The organism is Acetobacter sp. P1H12_c, assembly GCF_018811975.1.
Lineage (GTDB): Bacteria > Pseudomonadota > Alphaproteobacteria > Acetobacterales > Acetobacteraceae > Acetobacter > Acetobacter persici.
The window spans coordinates 49,494-67,416 of sequence record NZ_JACRVR010000008.1 but is presented as its reverse complement, the minus strand read 5'-3'; the positions used below and the strand labels follow the sequence as shown (position 1 = coordinate 67,416).

12 protein-coding genes are annotated in these 17,923 nt (G+C 60.1%); 1 reads left to right on the top strand and 11 read right to left on the bottom strand.

From position 1 onward, the window contains the following. Positions 1 to 51 precede the first annotated feature (51 nt). The 4 genes from trxA to tsaE form a co-directional block, all read right to left on the bottom strand. On the bottom strand, positions 52 to 378 hold the full coding sequence (gene trxA / locus KP699_RS06920) for a thioredoxin TrxA (RefSeq protein WP_025829565.1): 327 nt from the start codon (positions 376 to 378) through the stop codon (positions 52 to 54). Positions 379 to 508: 130 nt separating this feature from the next. After that, a complete protein-coding gene (gene addA, locus KP699_RS06915) occupies positions 509 to 4,126 on the bottom strand; it encodes a double-strand break repair helicase AddA (protein WP_215762084.1) in 3,618 nt (1,205 codons plus the stop codon). Further along, entirely contained in the window at positions 4,123 to 7,227 is a 3,105-nt protein-coding gene (gene addB / locus KP699_RS06910; protein ID WP_215762083.1) for a double-strand break repair protein AddB, read from the bottom strand. Before addB ends, addA begins: the two co-directional genes overlap by 4 nt. 12 nt (positions 7,228 to 7,239) lie before the next feature. Continuing rightward, complete coding sequence (gene tsaE, locus KP699_RS06905; protein ID WP_215762082.1) at positions 7,240 to 7,710, bottom strand: tRNA (adenosine(37)-N6)-threonylcarbamoyltransferase complex ATPase subunit type 1 TsaE; 471 nt, start codon at positions 7,708 to 7,710, stop codon at positions 7,240 to 7,242. Positions 7,711 to 8,451: 741 nt separating this feature from the next. Here tsaE and KP699_RS06900 point away from each other — a divergent pair. After that, positions 8,452 to 9,210 (top strand): response regulator transcription factor, encoded by a 759-nt coding sequence (locus KP699_RS06900; RefSeq protein ID WP_077930831.1) that lies wholly within the window; start codon positions 8,452 to 8,454, stop codon positions 9,208 to 9,210. A 24-nt stretch (positions 9,211 to 9,234) separates the two neighbouring features. Here KP699_RS06900 and thiD read toward each other — a convergent pair whose 3' ends face one another. The 7 genes from thiD to pal all read right to left on the bottom strand — a co-directional run bounded on the left by thiD (position 9,235) and on the right by pal (position 17,622). Continuing rightward, a complete protein-coding gene (thiD, locus tag KP699_RS06895; protein ID WP_215762081.1) occupies positions 9,235 to 10,062 on the bottom strand; it encodes a bifunctional hydroxymethylpyrimidine kinase/phosphomethylpyrimidine kinase in 828 nt (275 codons plus the stop codon). Between the two features lie 22 nt (positions 10,063 to 10,084). Then, positions 10,085 to 11,434, bottom strand: coding sequence for a phosphoglucosamine mutase (gene glmM, locus KP699_RS06890; protein ID WP_212362596.1), 1,350 nt, complete (start codon positions 11,432 to 11,434; stop codon positions 10,085 to 10,087). A gap of 151 nt (positions 11,435 to 11,585) precedes the next feature. Further along, complete coding sequence (gene folP / locus KP699_RS06885) at positions 11,586 to 12,620, bottom strand: dihydropteroate synthase (RefSeq protein WP_215762080.1); 1,035 nt, start codon at positions 12,618 to 12,620, stop codon at positions 11,586 to 11,588. Positions 12,621 to 12,702: 82 nt separating this feature from the next. Next, a complete protein-coding gene (gene ftsH, locus KP699_RS06880) occupies positions 12,703 to 14,655 on the bottom strand; it encodes an ATP-dependent zinc metalloprotease FtsH (protein ID WP_215762079.1) in 1,953 nt (650 codons plus the stop codon). A 138-nt stretch (positions 14,656 to 14,793) separates the two neighbouring features. After that, positions 14,794 to 16,092 (bottom strand): tRNA lysidine(34) synthetase TilS, encoded by a 1,299-nt coding sequence (gene tilS, locus KP699_RS06875; RefSeq protein WP_252346850.1) that lies wholly within the window; start codon positions 16,090 to 16,092, stop codon positions 14,794 to 14,796. A 39-nt stretch (positions 16,093 to 16,131) separates the two neighbouring features. Continuing rightward, positions 16,132 to 16,854 (bottom strand): tetratricopeptide repeat protein, encoded by a 723-nt coding sequence (locus KP699_RS06870; RefSeq protein ID WP_077931754.1) that lies wholly within the window; start codon positions 16,852 to 16,854, stop codon positions 16,132 to 16,134. A 288-nt stretch (positions 16,855 to 17,142) separates the two neighbouring features. Further along, a complete protein-coding gene (gene pal, locus KP699_RS06865; protein WP_025829535.1) occupies positions 17,143 to 17,622 on the bottom strand; it encodes a peptidoglycan-associated lipoprotein Pal in 480 nt (159 codons plus the stop codon). Between the last annotated feature and the right edge of the window lie 301 nt (positions 17,623 to 17,923).

Genomic DNA, 17,923 nt, shown 5'->3' with positions numbered 1-17,923 from the left:
TGCCAAGCATTATGGCCCGGCAGGACGGTGCACGTCCTCTGCAAGACAGGCTTACAGAGCGCCTTCAACCCAGGCTTTAAGCTGGCTTTTGGGCAGCGCGCCCACCTTGGTATCCAGCACCTGACCATCCTTTACGAGCATCAGGGTGGGGATGCTGCGCACACCGTACGTGTTGGGGGAGACGGGGTTATCATCAATATTGATCTTGGCTACCGTCAGCTTCCCGGCAAAATCCTTGCCGAGTTCTTCCAGTGCCGGGCCAATCATTTTGCACGGGCCGCACCATTCCGCCCAGAAATCGACCAGCACCAGACCGGAGGCCTTGAGCACATCGGCGTCAAAGCTGGAATCTGTAACAGCAAGCGTATGTTCACTCATGGGATTGTCTCTTCCTTGTTCGTGGACGGGTGGCATGCGGGCACGCCTGACAGAGGCATAAACAGTCTGACCGCAAACGGTTCCCCGCCCACAGCGTGTGCCTCTACACTTAAGGGGCCAGCGCATCCGGTCAAGATGTGCTGTCTCCACGGGCACCCGGCGCATGCGCCTCCAGCAGGGCATCCGGCAGCACGTCTGCTCGTGGCCCCTCCGTCCAGACCAACACACACCGCACCCGCTTATCGGGGTATAACCCCTGCAATAACGCGCGGTAAGCCGCCATCTGACGCAGATACAGCACGGGTGTTGCCGCCAGCGTGCGCGGCGTGTGCCGCCCGGTTTTAAAGTCACACACCAGCACCGTGTCCGGCAGAACAATCATGCGGTCCACCTGCCCCACAATCACCTGCCCGCCTGCCACACCAGCCAGCCGCTGCTCCGCCCGCGCCTGGGGGGAGAACAGAGCCGCCAGATCCGGCAGGGCCAGCACACCCAGCACCTGTTTTGCCAGTGTGGCGGCCTCTTCCGGTTTCAGGCCGCTGGCAGGACGGGCCAGCCAGCCATGCGCCATCTCTGCCTGTTGGTCCGGCGGATAAGCGGGCAGGTATTGCAACAGCGCATGCACCAGCGTGCCACGCCGGAAAGCTGCCTCCCGCGCCGCGGCAGGGGTCACGCTTGCCACATCCAGCGGAGAGCGAACGGGCGGCAAAGGCCCCAGCATGGCATCATCCGGGCGGCTGGGGGCCAGAGGCCGGGCCAGTGGTGCATCCGCCACCGGCGGCACCCCCTGCCATGTGGGCGCATGCCCCAGCCACACAGGCAGGACGGCCTTCACTGCATGACCCTCTGCCTGACCTGCCGCTTCAGACGGAGCGGCAGAAAGCGTGCTCTGGCTTTCCTTCTGCGCACGGGGCCGGGGTTTTTCTTCCAGCACCAGCATCTCGCCGGTCCAGCCGCCCGCGTCCCAGTCCTGCGGCACAGCCCCCGCTGCCTCAAATCCTTTGCGGCACCGTTCGTACCAGCTTTCCGGCGGCACCACGCGGCCCGGTTTCCAGCCGCACACCACCAACCGCTCCGCCGCACGGGTAAGAGCCACATAGAGCAGGCGGTTATATTCCTCGATGGCACTGGCCTGCATTGCCGCGCGCAGCTTTTGCGTGACGCTCACAGCCAAGGCGCCACGCGGCACATAGAGCGGCACGTCCAGCCCGGTTGGCCCGTCCTTGACCCAGAACAGCCGGTCCTCAAACCGGGGTGTGCCCACCGTATCGGGCAGAATGACCAGCCGGGCCTGCAACCCCTTGGCCCCGTGCGCCGTCATGACGCGCACGGCATCGCCCCCGGCTTCAGCCTCACGCTTCACGCTTTCTTCCGAATTACGGAGCCAGTGCAGAAACCCCTGCAAGGACGGCGGATGCATGTTCTGATAGCGCAGGGCGGCCGAGAGCAGTTCATCTATCGATTCGGCGGCTTCCGGCCCGAGCCGCGCAAGCAGACGCGCCCGGCCGCCGGAACGACCCAGTGCTTCGGACAGCAGTTCATGCGGCGTCAGATAATCCACGCGCCGGAACAGCCCATCCAGCATCTGCCAGGCCTGTGCCCAGTCCGGCCGCTCAGCATGATGTACCCGCAAAGCGGACCAGAGTGGCTCCCCCCTGCCGCGCCCGGTTGCCAGAGCCATCAGACTTTCATCTGACACCCCGCCCAGAGGGGAAGTAAGCACGCAGGCGAGCGTCAGATCATCCTGCGGCAGCAGCAGCGCGCCGCACAGCGCCATGAGATCCTGCACGGCCAGCTGGTCCGCCAGCCCCGTTCGCACCAAGGTTGCAACCGGCACGTTCTCCGTTTTCAGAGCCCGGATGAGCGCTGTGACAAAAGAGGACCTGCGCGGCACCAGCACCAGAACGTCCCCCGGCGTCAGCGGCGCAGCGCCCTCTTCCGGCGGGGCCGTGAGCTGCTGCGCTATAAAACGGGCGAGGGTGTCAGCCAGTTTCTGCTGCGGGTTCTGGCGGGTGGTGTTGGCCGTTGGTGGCTCCCACGGGCTGAGCGTGTCTTCCTCATCCATCTGGGCTTCAGCCAGCGGCCAGAGTTCCACACGGCCCCCTTCACCGGGCCGGGCGGTCAGATGTTGCATAGCCCGGCCATCTTCTTCCGCCACGCCCCGCGCGGCCTCCGGCACGGAAAAAACCGCATCCACCAGCGCCAGAACAGGGGCGGTGGACCGGAAAGAGACCGTCAGGTCCGGCTCCTGCCAGGGCAAGGACGCAAAGGCGGCACGGTTTTTAAATTCCCGCCGCCATGTTCTGAAAGAATCCGGGTCTGCGCCCTGAAAGCCGTAAATGGACTGTTTATAATCTCCCACCGCAAAAACAGTGCGTGGGCCCTGCTCCCGCGTATGCGTTCCATCCCCAGCGAAAAACTCTGCTGTCAGATCGCCCGCAATGCGCCACTGCTCGCGTGAGGTATCCTGCACTTCATCCAGCAGCAGGTGGTCAATCCCGCCATCCAGCTTATACAGCACCCACGCAGCCCCCGGCTGTTGCAAAAGCCCGAGTGTACGGCGGATAAGATCATCATACTCTACCAGCCCCTTCTGGCTTTTCCGGGTCTCATAGAGTGCCGCGACTGGTGCAGCGGTTTTTAAAAGTGCAAGCCCAAGCCGTGCCAGACGCCTGCCGCGCAAAGCTTCTTCCACCGCCAGAATACGCTCCGCCTCCCGCTCCAGTGCGGTTGCGAAATCTGCATGGTCATTCGCGAGTTTTGTTGTAATCAGGCCTCGCTTGCGTGGCTTTCCGTCTTTTGTCAGCAACCCGTTGCGCCAGACATCCCACTGTCTGGCCCGCTCTGCGGGTGGAAGAGCAAGCCAGTCCAGCAGGCGATACGCCGTGGCTTTAACGGCCTCCGTCCCTTTACTCACCAGTGTAGGAAGAGAATCCCGTAAATACTCCTCACCCGGAAAATCCGTGCAGGCATCCTGTATTTGTTCAGAATCAGAGCCTTTCAAAGCGCCCTGCGGCAGACCCAGCACGCGGCACAGGACCGTTGGCAACAATGCAGGCAGTGCAAGTATGCGTTCCCGAATGGCTTCGCCCCGTGAATCGTGCCGGAGCGTGCCAACCAGACTGACAAAATCCGCCAGCCCGATCTGCCCCGCCAGCGGGGCAATGCTCGGTGTGGCGCTGTTCCCCAGAACGGTCTCCACACATCCTTGCAGAGCCAGACGCGCATCCGTTTCTTCCATCACGGTGAAATGCGGGTTCATGGCTGCTTCCAGCGGGAAGCGCCGCAGGAGAGACTGACAGAAGGCGTGAATGGTGCCAATCCGCATTCCGCCCGGCAAATCCAGCACTTCTGCAAACAGAGCACGGGCGCGGCGGCGCGTTTCCACTGTGCAGGGCACAGACAAAGCCTGTAATTCCGCATTCAGCGCATCATCCGGCAACGTCACCCAGCGGCCAAGGCGCTTCTGGAGCCGGATGGCCATTTCCGCCGCAGCCGCCTTGGTAAAGGTCAGGCATAAAATCCGGGCTGGTGGACTGCCGGGCAACCCTTCTCCCCCTGCCGGATTGGGGCGAGGGAGCATCAGCCGCAGCAGGCGGTCAATCAGCAGTTTGGTTTTTCCGCTCCCGGCGGAGGCCGAAACAAAAACAGACGCCATCGGGTCAGACGCCAGAGCCTGCTGATGGTTGGCCTGCTGAATGGCTTCAGAAAATTCCTGAGAAACTGAAAGAGTTTTCTGGCTACTCATGCGTCGTCCTCCACCCGTGCGGTGTTCCATTCCGGCACACGGGCCAGACGCGCATAATCCGCAAAACGCGGCTCCCGACCGGGATGCGGGTGAGACAGATAAGGCTGCTCCGGGTTATCATACGCACTGACGCGCTGGCGCAGGCTCTCCCATGTCTGCTCGGCCAGCGCCGTGAGCGAGGCCTCGGCTTCCGGCTTCACCGCGACTTCCTCCCCCGGTTCAGCCCCGCCGGTCAGACGCCAGTACACCAGCCCGGCAATCTCGGCAGTGCCGGGCAGGCCGGAAAAACCGCCTCGCAAAAGCATTGCAGCTTCCAGCGGTAATTGCGGACTCCATCCCGACCGCACATCCCGCACGGACGGCAACGTGCCGGTTTTATAATCGCGCACAATCACCCCGCCTTCGGCATCATAATCAATCCGGTCCGCCCGCCCGACCAGCCGGAACGCCCCGCCCGGCATATCCGGAATCTCCACGCGCCCGCGTGCTTCCGTACGGATGCTTGCAGGAGCACCCGCGCCTGCACGCAAGGCGTCCTCCGCCTGCGCAACCCATGAAGCAATCCGCATCAGGCGTGGTTCCCACCATGCCTGCAAGGCTGGCCTCAAAGCGCGTTTGTGCAACGCCACACGGAACGCCTCCTGCAACCCGGCCTCTGCCTGCGCGGGCCATGTGGTGCCGTGCGTGCGGAACCAGTCCTCCAGCGCATCATGCACAATCATCCCGTAATCCGAGGCGTCCGCCGCTTCCTCAAGCTCCGGCAACGGCTGAAGCTTCAGGATATGGCGGGCATAAATGGCATACGGGTCGCGCATCCATGTCTCAATTTCCGTCACACTCAGCCGGCGCGGGCGCAGCGCCACAGGCGGCACAGGCCGGGGCGGCGCCACGGGGCTTGCCGGGCCTTCCGGCCTGTCCAGCATCTGCAACCAGCCCAGTGCCGGGTGAGGCGGCACCGCCATGCCGCGCCCGGACAAAAACGCATCCAGCCGGGAAATCCAGCGGGCAGGCACAACCGGCGCACCATCCCGACGCCGGGGGCAGGACAGCACGACCTCCCCCGCCGCAGCCGCACAGGCAAAAAAGTCATGCGCCGCCTGCCCGACGGCCTGTTCTGGGGATGGCAGGCCCACGCGCTGCCGCATCGGGCGGCTCATCCACGGCCCGGCATCCGCCGCAGGGGGCCAGATATTTTCTGCAAGACCACCCAGAACCACGACATCCGCCGTCTGCAACCGGGCCTCGAACAGCCCCCAGATCAGCACACGCGGATGCAGCGCGGCGTGATCCACGCCACGCCGCACCGCCACGCGGTCTTCCGCCAGAACAGCACTCAGCAATCCATCCAGCACGGCAGGCGGCTGGGGTGGCAGCACATCGGCTGCCATCATCAGTTCCGTCAGACGGCCCGCCAGAAGATTGCCTTCCTCCCCGCTCCAGAGCCGTTTTGCCGCGTCTTCATCTTCTGTTTTCACAAGACGTTCAACAGCCTGAATGAGGGCTGCCAGCAGATCCGGCACGGGCTCCCGATAGCTGAAATCCGGCGCTGGCCCCGTAGCAACTCTCTCCGGGCCAGCACTGGTCGCTCTGGTATCCCACGGCAAAACAGGTGCCAGACAAAACTCCAGACGGTCCATAAAGCTTTCCAGAGGCTCAGGCCCATAGGGACGGTCCGCCTCCGCGCCATTTTGGGCACGCTCAAGCGCAGAATCATCCTGTGCCTGTTCAGCCAGAACCGCAGTAACCGCCGACCGCAGCGCCGCAAATCCGGGCGGCGGGGCCGGACCACGCAGCACCGTGCGCTCCAGCAGACGGGCCGAGGCACGGCACACACCCATGGAAACACCACAGGCGACCAGAGGATGTTTGAGAACAGACAGAACAGAAACCGGAGAAAACCTGCTCTCGATCATCTGCGCCACAAGCCGCAGCAACACAGCGCCCGGCGTTTCAATGAGAGAAGCCCCGGCACTATCATCCGCCAGCACCCCCCAGCGCGCCAGCTCCGTTGCCACACGCGCCGCCAGAGCGCGGTCTGGCGTAACAAGCGCCACCCGCTTTGCAGGCGTTTCCACCACGTTGCGTAAAATCATCGCTATGGCAACGGCTTCTTCCTGCTGGTCTGCCGCGTCCAGCCGGGAGACGTGCGCCAGATCAACCGGACCGGGTTGTGCCCAGTTTTCCAGTGCGGAAGCAGGCAGCAGCGCGCGGGACAGCACCTGCGTCCGCGCCGGAAAACCTCCGTCTCCATCCCAGAGTTCAGCATCCCCGCGCACCACATCCAGTGCAGCCAGAAGATGGCTCAGCCCGGCCTGCGGGTGGCTGTCTGGCAAATCCCGGAACGTCTCTTCCGGCATTTCCAGATCAAGACCGGGCACAATGACACGCCCCCCCGGACACGCCAGAACGGCCCGCAGGGCGTCCGCCGTCGCGGGCATGATATTGGTAAACCCGGCTGCCCAGATACGGGTTGTCTCGCCCCTCTCAGCTTGATCCCGCCAGAGACGCGCCTGCGCACGGAGCAGCGTGACCTGCCGCGCTACCGGATTCATCACCTGCTGGCTTGCCAGCCATTGCGGCCAGGCCTGTGTGACAATTTCCAGAAACTTCAGGATAACCTGCCAGTGCTCGGCAAAACTGTCCTGCACAGCTTCCGGCAGGCGCGTTGCCAGATCAACATCCGCCCATTCCGCCTCATCCATCAGTTCCGCAAGGGCTTTTGCCAGAGGCCACGCCTGATCCAACGTTGGCCGGGTGCCAAAAGCACCTTCCGCCTGCAGGACAAGCCGGGTAAGCACCGCAAGGCGCGTCATGCCCGCCACAGCCGGGGGCAGATCAAACCCGGCCGTGCCGCCAAGGTCTGCGGAGAGGCCAAGCTCGGCTTCATCCAGTGCGCTGACAGGCAGAATACGGGGCAACAGCATGGCGCGGCCATCCATCTGCCGCAGGAACGCTTCCGTCAGACCGCGCGCGGCACGTCGGCCGGGCAGAATGATTGTCCCCTCTCCCACCGCTTCCGGGTGGTGGCCAGCGGCAGCAAGCCACCGTGCAGCCAGCTGGTCGAGAAACGGCAGATGGGCCGGGATTGTTGCAAGGCTCATGCGCGCCGTTCCCTAACCTGCCGCGAGGGCAGACAGCGCCCCACCATCCAGCCTGTCCGCCCAGCCTTGCAGACGGACAGTCCGCAAGCCCTCAGCACTTACAGTGAAAGCAATGTGCAGCGCGTCCGACGGCGTCAGATCTTCCAGACGCTCCGGCCATTCCACCAGCACCACACCCTCACGCGCATCATCCCAGCCCAGTTCTTCCAGCTCATCCGGGCCACCCAGACGCCACAGATCAAAATGTGAGGCGGTGCAGGCTCCCGCCTGATAGGTTTGCACAAGAGTATAAGTCGGGCTCGGCACATCCAGCGTCGCGTTTCCACAAAAGCAACGCAGAAAAGCACGGGCAAAGACGCTTTTCCCGGCCCCTAACGGCCCGGTGAGTAAAAGAGCATCACCCGGTTGCGCCTGAAGAGCCAGACTCTGCGCCAGTTGCTCGGTCGCCTGCTCATTTTTCAGAATTATCTGTGTGTCTGCCATCCCGCCCCCTGCACAAACCGGCCTTCCTGTCCTCACATATTCCAAAGAATCCGGAAAGGCCGGATTAGCCGCGTTACGAGCCATGCAAATGAATAAAAGCTGAATTTATTAATATTTTTAATTTTTAACGCTTATTTATGTTTTTTATTTTTGGATAACCCATAAAACAGGATGTTCGTATGTATTTTTTAAGATTAGCACGATTTCTTGAATAAAATAAAAAATTTATCAAAAATACACTCATTTTTATTTTTAGAGAATTCTTACAGTATACGGTATTTTTCTCAGACAGAGTTTTTTCACGAGTACTTTTTAATCATAAAGAATAATAATTTCTATTGTGTTATTACATTTTTATTTTGTTATAACATGCTCCATTCCTGATTTTATTTCTATAATATCCATTTAATAAATATTTTTATTTTCTCGTTTTATTTTTAATAAGCTCTCTGGATATTTTTTCCTATACTGTCTCATTTTCACGAACAACGATATTTTTTGTTTATTTTCATAAAAAATTTATCTCTTCCGGGTAACAAATTAGAAAGCAATCGCAACCAACCTCAACCTTCGATTGTTTTTCTAGAGACCGATAAACATGCACTGGTTGCATACCTACCAATCAACTCAACGAAATAAGATAAATTTCTGTTTATCTCTGTAGAAAAACACGTAAAAATAGATTTATTGTTCATAAATACAACTTTAAGGTGTGCTGCGCTTTCTGTGGGGGAGAACCCAATGCGTATCCTGTTCGCTGAAGATGAAGCGACGTCTGCCCGTCAGCTTTTACCAACACTCAAAAAAGCAGGTCTTTCCGTAGATCTGGCGCGTTCTGGCAGAAATGCGATTGAGATGCTGAGGAACTATGATTACGGAATAGCTGTGGTTGACCTCAGCCTGCCCGATATGGATGGCTACAACGTTATTAATTCTTTACGATTATTGAACGTCTCCACACCGATCATCATTCTTTCTTCTCTCGATCAGCCTGAAGCGAAAATTCGGGCTTTTTCCATCGGGGCGGATGATTATCTGACGAAACCCATCAATCCTGCGGAACTTGTGGCCCGCATCCGCGCCATTCTCCGCCGCTCCAGCGGGTTTGCCCACCCTGTGACACAGGTGGGGGATCTTAAAATGGATCTGAACAGCCACACTGTGACCGTGAATGACCAGCCAGTGCACCTGACAGGCAAGGAATTTTCAATCCTTGAACTGCTGATCCTGCGGAAAGGGGTTGCACAGACCAAGGAGACTTTCCTGAACCACCTCTATGGTGGCCGAGACGAGCCTGATATTAAGATTATTGACGTCTTTATCTGCAAACTTCGGAAAAAATTGCAGGCAGCCGGAGCTGATAATCTGATTTCTACCGTGTGGGGCAGAGGGTATATTCTGCACGACCCCAAAACCAGAAAACTGTCTATTCCGACTGGCCCGATTATTCCGATGCCTTCTGCCTTTTCGCAGGAGCATCTTCTGCCCGCCGGAGATTAGTCTTTTAGAAATATCCTGATCATATCAGAGTATTTTATACCATGCATGCGCATGCCAGAGCGGACCTGCCCCAGCACCAAACCCCGGTGCTGTCAGGATAGCCTGCCGCACATAAAGACGGGCGTTTTCAACCGCCCGGCGCAGCGGGAGCTTCTGCGCCAGTCCGGTGGCCAGTGCGCTGGCCAGCGTACATCCCGTGCCATGCGTATGGCGCGTCGTGATCCGGGTATCGCTAAACTCTGTAAACCCGTCTTCGTCCAGCAGAACATCCACCAGCATATCGCCTGATAAATGCCCCCCTTTTACCAGAACGGCAGCCCCGCTCATCTCCCGTAAGACGCGGGCGGCCTGCCGCATATCCTCAACAGATAAGAGGCTCATGCCCGTCAGCTTTTCCGCTTCCGGCAGGTTCGGTGTCAGCACTGTGGCCTGCGGGAAAAGCTGCGTTTTCAGGCAGGATAAAGCCTCTTCCGCCAGAAGACTGGCCCCGCCCTTTGCCACCATCACCGGGTCTATAACAACCGGCAATCCGGGCATAATCTGGCGATAGCGGACAATTTCTTCAGAAACACACTGGATTTCGGCAGCGCCACCCAGCATGCCGGTCTTGATGGCATCTGCCCCAAGATCATCTAGCACGCACCGAATCTGCGTGCGCAAAAACTCCGGGGGGACGGGCAGAATCGCCTGCACGCCTTGCGTGTTTTGTGCCGTGAGCGCCGTCAGCGCCGTCAGCGCATAGCCACCCAGAGCCGTTATTGTCTTGATATCAGCCTGAATCCCCGCGCCACCACCGGAATCACTTCCGGCAATTACCAGAATGCGTGCGGGTTTTTTCTGTTCAGATACCATCACGCACTTCAGCCTTTCCCGGTTATGCCGGAACGCTCACAGCCTCAAGGGCAGCACACATCTGGTTGACGGCCTCATCTACCAGCGCGGCATCTTCCGCTTCCGCCATCACACGCACAAGCGGTTCAGTCCCGCTTTTACGCAGCAGAAGACGGCCACGGCCTTCAAGCATCTGCTCCACATCCTTCTGTCTGGCCTGCACCACATCGGCTTCCAGAGGGCTTTCCCCCTTAAAGCGCACATTTTTCAGCTTTTGCGGAAAGGGTTTGAAAAGGCGACAGACCTCACTGGCCGGGCGGCCATCTTCCACCAGCACTGCCAGAATTTGCAGGGCGGCAATCAGACCGTCTCCGGTGGTTGCAAAATCTGTCAGCACCATATGGCCGGACTGCTCCCCGCCCACATTACTGCCCAGTTCCCGCATCCGTTCCACGACGTAACGATCCCCCACAGAAGTCCGTTCCAGCCCGACGTCCAGCGTATTCAGAAAGCGTTCCAACCCCATATTGGACATAACAGTTGCCACCACTGACTGCCCGACCAGCCGCCCGTCCCGCGCCCAGGACTGTGCGATGAGCGCCAGAATCTGGTCCCCGTCAATCAGGCGACCGGTTTCATCCGCAATCAGAACGCGGTCTGCATCGCCATCCAGCGCAATACCCAGATGCGCGCCATGCTGCACAACCGCCTGACACAAAGCCTCCGGGTGTGTGGAACCGCACTGGTCATTGATATTCACACCATCCGGCGTGCAGCCAATACGAATGACTTCCGCCCCCAGTTCCCACAAGGCTGTTGGTGCCACGCGGTAGGCGGACCCGTTTGCGCAATCAATGACAATTTTCATGCCATCCAGCCGCAATTTACGCGGGAAGGACGCCTTGGCACTTTCCACATACCGGCCCGCGGCATCATTCAGGCGGGACGCCCGGCCAATTTCACGCGGCGCGGCAAGCCGACCAGTCAGGTCCGCCAGCATCAGATTTTCAATATCAATTTCATTCTGGTCAGACAGCTTGAAGCCATCCGGACCGAACAGCTTGATCCCGTTATCTTCAAACGGGTTGTGCGAGGCGGAAATCATAACGCCAAGGTCAGCCCGCAAAGAGCGCGTCAGCATCGCAATAGCTGGTGTCGGCAACGGGCCGACCAGTGTGACGTCCATCCCGGCGGAGAGAAAGCCAGCAACCAGAGCACTCTCAATCATGTAGCCGGAAAGCCGGGTATCCTTGCCCAGAAGGACGCTGTGCCGGTGTTCACCACGGGTAAAATGCAGGCCAGCAGCCTGCCCCAGCTTCTGGGCGATATCGACCGTCATCGGCGCGCTGTTGGCTGTCCCGCGAATGCCATCTGTCCCAAAAAGACGTCTCATCTGCCTCGTCCAATCTTATTGTGTGGCGTCTGCGCCCGGACAGGCGGCATGACCTACGCAGCCATGCCGTGCGGACGCACCTTTATTTCCTCTTCCCTAAAACGCTTTTTGCCGGGAAGAAACCATAAGGCTTCAAAACAAACGTCTTTTTTCAGGCTGTATGGACCCGCTGCCAGACACGGAGCGCCTGCACCATCCCCTCCACAGCATGAACACGCAGCACGCTCTGCCCGAGCGGTAATGCCTCCAGAGAGGCCGCCTGCGTCCCGGCATCGCGCCCGGCAGGGTCCTGCACGCCCGTCACATCACCAATCATCCGTTTCCGGGAAAGGCCCAGAACCACACGGCAGCCGAGGTTGGCCAGGAGCGGCAAGCGGCTGAGCAGGGTCAGATTCTGGTCCGTATTTTTTGCAAACCCCAGACCGGGGTCCACACTCAGCCGCTCCGGCGCAAGACCTGCCTCTATGGCCGCCGTCAGGCGGGCGCCCAGTTCGCGCACAACATCACACGCCACGTCCTCATACACCGCATGCCGGGCCATGGTGGCAGGTGTGCCGCGCATATGCATGAGCACCACACCACAGCGCTCCCCAGCCAGCAGAGGCAGCGCATCAGGGTCATGCGTCAGAGCGGACACATCATTGATCACGTCCGCGCCTGCCGCCAGCGCCTGTGCCATTACGGTGCTGTTGCGGGTATCAATGGACAGCACGGCCTCAGGCTTCTGCTGCTTCAACCCCTGCACGACCGGGCCGATCCGCTGCCATTCTTCTTCAGGGGTCACAAGGGCCGCACCGGGACGCGTGCTTTCCCCGCCAATATCCAGAACACCCGCGCCCCCGCCAATCTGCATCAGCCCGGCCTGTACCGCCCGTTCCGCGTCCCGGTGCCGGCCGCCATCACTAAAACTGTCCGGGGTGATATTCAGGATACCCATAACCTGCGGCCCCTCCGGCATCCCGGCAGCAGGTGGCTTTGCGACAAGCCGGGCCAGCACGTCCTGCCAGCCTGCGGGCACATCCACGACCGGCAGAAAACCGCTATGGGTTCTGTCTTCTATCAGATCCACACAGCTGAATGCCGCAGGGCCACCAGCCAGAGGCAGCGCCAGACCACGCCTCACGGCGTCCTGCGCGGCTGTGCCATAGAGCAGCCCTGCGGGCTCTGCCAGACGCCGAAAATCCATTTTTTATCCTCTGCTCAAACGCAAAAGAGGCGGCATTGCTGCCGCCCCTCCTGATTTTTGTCTGTTTCTGGCGTCTGCTGCCTTAACCGGGCTGCGGCACCGGGTTCATCCCGCCGCCTTCGCCGCCCTCAGGCTTGTCACCCGACTCAGCCAGTTCAGGCCCGGAAACCTGCGGGACAGAAGACCGGCGGTTGACCGGCGTGGTATCATCCGTTTCCACCCGTTCAATCGGCTGGCCACGCATGATCTGGCGGATATCTTCCCCGCTCAGTGTTTCATACTCCAGCAGGGCTTCTGCCAGACGGTGCAGTTCATCCACATGGTCATGCAGGTAATTGCGGGCCTGATCATAAGCCTCATCAATCAGACGTTTAATTTCAGAGTCGATTTCCTTGGCCGTATGTTCTGAGAAGTTCTTGGCCGCCCCGCCAAAGAACATGCCGCCACCGCCCTGATCATCATTGGCGTAAGCAATCATGCCGACTTTGTCGCTCATGCCCCATTCAGTCACCATGCTGCGGGCCACGCGGGTCGCCATCTGAATGTCACCCATGGCGCCATTGCAGATATTGTCTTTTCCGTAGACGACTTCCTCCGCAACGCGGCCCCCCATGGCAACAACAAGATGCGCAATGCAGTTCTTCTTGCTCATGGACAGGCGGTCACCTTCCGGCAGACGCATGACCATCCCCAGCGCGCGACCACGCGGGATAATCGTCGCCTTATGGATGGGCTCGCTCTCCGGCACCAGAACCGCCGTAATGGCATGCCCGGCCTCATGATACGCGGTGCGCTTCTTTTCCTCTTCATTCATGACGAGGGAACGACGCTCAGCGCCCATCAGGACCTTATCCTTGGCGTCCTCAAACTCCCGCATCGCCACGGTGCGCTTGCCAAGGCGCGCGGCAGCCAGAGCGGCCTCGTTCACCAGATTGGCAAGGTCCGCCCCCGAGAAGCCGGGTGTGCCACGGGCAATAATGCGCGGGTCAACGTCAGAGGCCAGCGGCACCTTGCGCATATGCACACGCAGGATTTTTTCACGCCCCGCCACATCCGGGTTGGACACCACAACCTGCCGGTCAAAACGGCCGGGACGCAGCAGAGCCGGGTCCAGCACGTCCGGACGGTTGGTCGCGGCAATCAGGATCACGCCCTCATTGCTTTCAAACCCGTCCATCTCGACCAGCATCTGGTTCAGCGTCTGCTCACGCTCATCATTCCCGCCGCCAAGGCCCGCACCACGATGGCGGCCCACGGCGTCAATTTCGTCAATGAAGATGATGCACGGCGCGGCCTTTTTGCCCTGCTCGAACATGTCACGCACACGGGACGCACCAACACCGACAAACATTTCCACAAAGTCAGACCCGGAAATGGTGAAGAACGGCACATTGGCCTCACCCGCAATGGCACGCGCCAGCAGGGTCTTACCTGTGCCCGGAGGCCCGACCAGCAGGACGCCCTTGGGGATTTTGCCACCCAGACGGGTAAATTTCTGCGGGTCTTTCAGGAAGTCGACAATTTCCTGAAGCTCACCCTTGGCTTCATCAATACCCGCAACATCTTCAAAGGTCACACGGCCCTGCTTTTCCGTCAGCATCTTGGCGCGGGACTTGCCAAAGCCCATAGCGCCCCGGCCACCGCCACCCTGCATCTGGCGCATCATGAACAGCCAGATCCCCACCATCAGGATGATCGGTAGCGCGTTCAGGAAATACCGCAGCAGCGGGCTGCCTTCCTGATCCAGCGGTTTGGCCACAACCTCAACACCCTTGCCCGTCAGACGGGAGACAAGGGAGGGGTCCTGCGGCGCAAAGGTTTCAAAAGCCGTGCCATCTGTCAGCGTGCCGGAGACGTTCTGGTTCTGCATCACCACGGACCGGACACGCCCGGTATCCACATCGGTAATGAAGTCAGAATAGGCCAGTTGCTGTGCCGCGTGCTGCGTGTTCCCCGGCTGGAACACATCTACAAGCAACAGCAGCATCACGATAATGCTGACCCAAAGCGCCAAGTTGCGGCCTAAATTGTTCATCTTGCCTGTGTTTCCATACTTATCGAGCGAGAGCGCCGGAGAGCCCTAATCTGAGCGGCAGACGCCGGAAAATGCAACCTCTGTCCTTACACATGGGGTGTTGAGCGGATATTCCCACCCTTTACAGGACATTTATTATCACATGTCCGGCGCTCTGCCTGCCTTAGCCGCCCCATTCCCGTCCGGGCAGCCATACACACCGCTGCCCGTAACGGAAACCGGAGGCCGGAACACAAACAGCGCCTCTTTCAGCGCTTCTTCCGCCCACCAGCCCAGATGCGGCACAGCCACGCGCTGCCCGTCCCGCCACAAAGTCGGCAGCGTTGCGCAGAACCGCGCGGGCCAGCCGCCCCGCAGCGTCCGCTCAAGCCCCGGTCCTGCCGCGCCAATCAGCATCCCACCGCCGGACACGGCAGAGGGCAGCCAGCATTCAAACCGGTTATCCCACACTGCCTCCGCCTCCGCCGGAACCGGAGCAGACATGGCAGCCACTTCCCGCACAAGAAACCACTCGGCCCGCCAGCACACCAGATGCACACCCGCCAGCGTGGCATCCTGTCCGGCTGTGAGCAACCGGGCCACCGCCGCAGGGGGCGGGGGATAGATCAGGCCGCCGACAGCCCGGATCAGGCCAGACAGGATCTCTGCATCGGGCAACTCCGGCCCCAGACACGCCCAGCCTTCAGGCCGGAGACTCACACGGCGCGCAAGACTCTCCGCCCGCGCGGCGTCCCGCTGCATCCGGGCCGTCCCGGCTTCAATCCCGATTTTCCATAAGGTCTGCCGGATGTCCTGCCCTTGCAGATCGTGCCGCACCCGTACCCGCGTGGCGCGAAGATCCTCATTGGACGGATCATCAACCCAGACAAGACCAGCCTGCCGTAAGGTGTTGCGCAAAGCCTGCCGGGAAAACCCGAGAAGGGGGCGCACAAGGCGCACATCCGGCAGCGCCGTCACCCAGCCCATTCCGGCCAGCCCCTCCGGACCGCTGCCAGACTCCTGACGCATCCGGATGGTCTCGACCTGATCATCCGCCTGATGGCCCAGCAGGAGGTCCAGACAGCCAGCCTCGCGGCAGGCCTGCGCCAGAATGGCATAACGCGCCTGTCTGGCACGCTCGGCTATCCCCGGTCCTTTGGTAAGGCCGGAAAGCGTTAAAAGGCGGGCTGGTACACCCATTGCCTCAAGCCGCTGGACGGTCAGCCGGGCTTCCTCAGCAGACTCGGCCCGCAGCCCATGATCCACCACAAATGCGAGAAGATGTTTCCGCCAGTGCCGGGCCAGCCATGCCAGACACAGGCTATCCCCGCCGCCTGAAACGGCCAGACCAACGGGCGGCAGGGCCGGATCATCCGGCAACCACGGTCCAAGCTGGTCTATCCGGGCAAGGAAAGCCGCCGGAGGAACCGGCGCGTCAGAAAAGGGATGATCCGGCAAGGTCGTCAATACTGAAGGCTGGGGGCCGCTGACTGCCCCTTACTGACAGCCACCGCGGCTGGAATAAATTTCCGCAGCATGAGAGACGCGCTGCGTAGGAGACGGGAATTCCGCCTTCAGCTTTCCAAGCGCCTGACAGGCTGCCTTTTTATCACCCATTGCCAGCAGGGAAGCACTCACCCCCAGCAGAGCATCCGGCGCACGGGCACTTTTGGGGGACTGACGGTAAGCATCATAATAGGCCACGGCAGACTGACGGTATTCCTTCTGCCCCGCCAGAGACTGAGCCAGCAGGAACTGCGCATCGACCTTGAACGCACCTTTGGCGTTTTTTAGCGCCTGTTCCGCGTTGTCATGCGCCGTATCATAATCGCGCTTCTGCAAGGCAGCCTTACCACTGGCTAGCAGCGCATCCGGCGTGGTGGCCGGACGGGATGCGGATGTCGCCGCGGCGGCAGCAGCCCCTGCACCGGCCGCAGCAGCCGGGGCGGAAGCGGCTGCGCCGCCGCCATTTTGGGCTGCAAACTGGTTATCAGCCATCTGTTTGGCGAGAGCCGCAGTCTTCTGCTGCAAATCGTTGGTCAGCTGGTCAATCTCGCCGCGCATATCACGCTGCTGCTGCTCCAGCGTATTCACCCGGTCCAGCAGCTGGGCAGTCAGATCCCCATTGCCGGAAGAGGAGGACGGTGCCGGTGTGGCAGAAGGCGGCGCAAGCGTGCTACCAGAAGCCTGCATCTGGCTCATGGACTGTTTGAGCGCCATAATCTGGTTTTGCAGCGCAAGCCCTTCACGGCTGGTCACATCCTGTGCATGCGCCGCCGGGGCAGACGCCACCAGAACGGTTGCAACAGGCAGACACAGGGCCAGAGCACGCCACGGCGCAGCAACAGACGTCATCAACCCGCGTTTCATCAAGACCTCACCCTTTTCTTACAAGCGGGTAAGGATTTCATCATTCCTTCCCGGAAAACAAGACAGGAAATACAAAAACAGGCCGGGTGAAGTTCACCCGACCTGCCCTGTCAGCTCAGACGCGAAATACGCCAGACCTTAGTGAACAGCAGTAATGGCGTTACGGTTCTGGGCCCATGCGCTTTCATCATCACCTTCCTGGGTCGGACGGTCCTTACCGTAGGAGATGGTGGAGATGCGGGAAGACGCAACGCCTTTGGCAACCAGATAGTCACGGGCTGCGTTAGCGCGGCGCTGGCCCAGAGCGATGTTGTATTCTTCCGTGCCGCGGTCATCGCAGTTACCGGCGATTTCGACGTTAACCTGCGGATATTTGGCGAGCCATGCAGCCTGCTTGTCCAGCGTAGCCTGCGCATCGGAGGACAGGCCGCTTTTGTTCAGAGCGAACAGTACGCGGTCACCAGCCGTGGCAACCAGATCTTCTTCGCTGCCGGGAACGGGGCCGCTCGGCTGCATCGCCGTGGAGGCACCGCTGGAGTCACCCGTGTTTGCCTTCTCGTGCGCACAGGCAGAGAGAAGGGCAACCATGCTCAGCGCAGCAATATATTTCAGTCTCATGTGTCGGATCCTGAGAATTAGTTCCTACCCGGAACTATTCGGAGAAAAAAAACAGTTAATGCCTGTATCCCCGCGCATTCCTCTGCTCCCCTCCGAAAACCATCGAAGAGCCGACGAACTGTGGAGACCACCTTGCCGTAAGCCATAGCTCATTCGTCCGGTCAAGCGTGATCTGTTTTTGGCATAGCTGACCCCGTAAAACCGATGCTGAATAGACACAGCAGCCCCTCTGCGGCCCGGTTTTCGTGGGATCTCAGAATTTATCGACGAATTGACGTGCACCGGTTTGCAATGCTTCTGC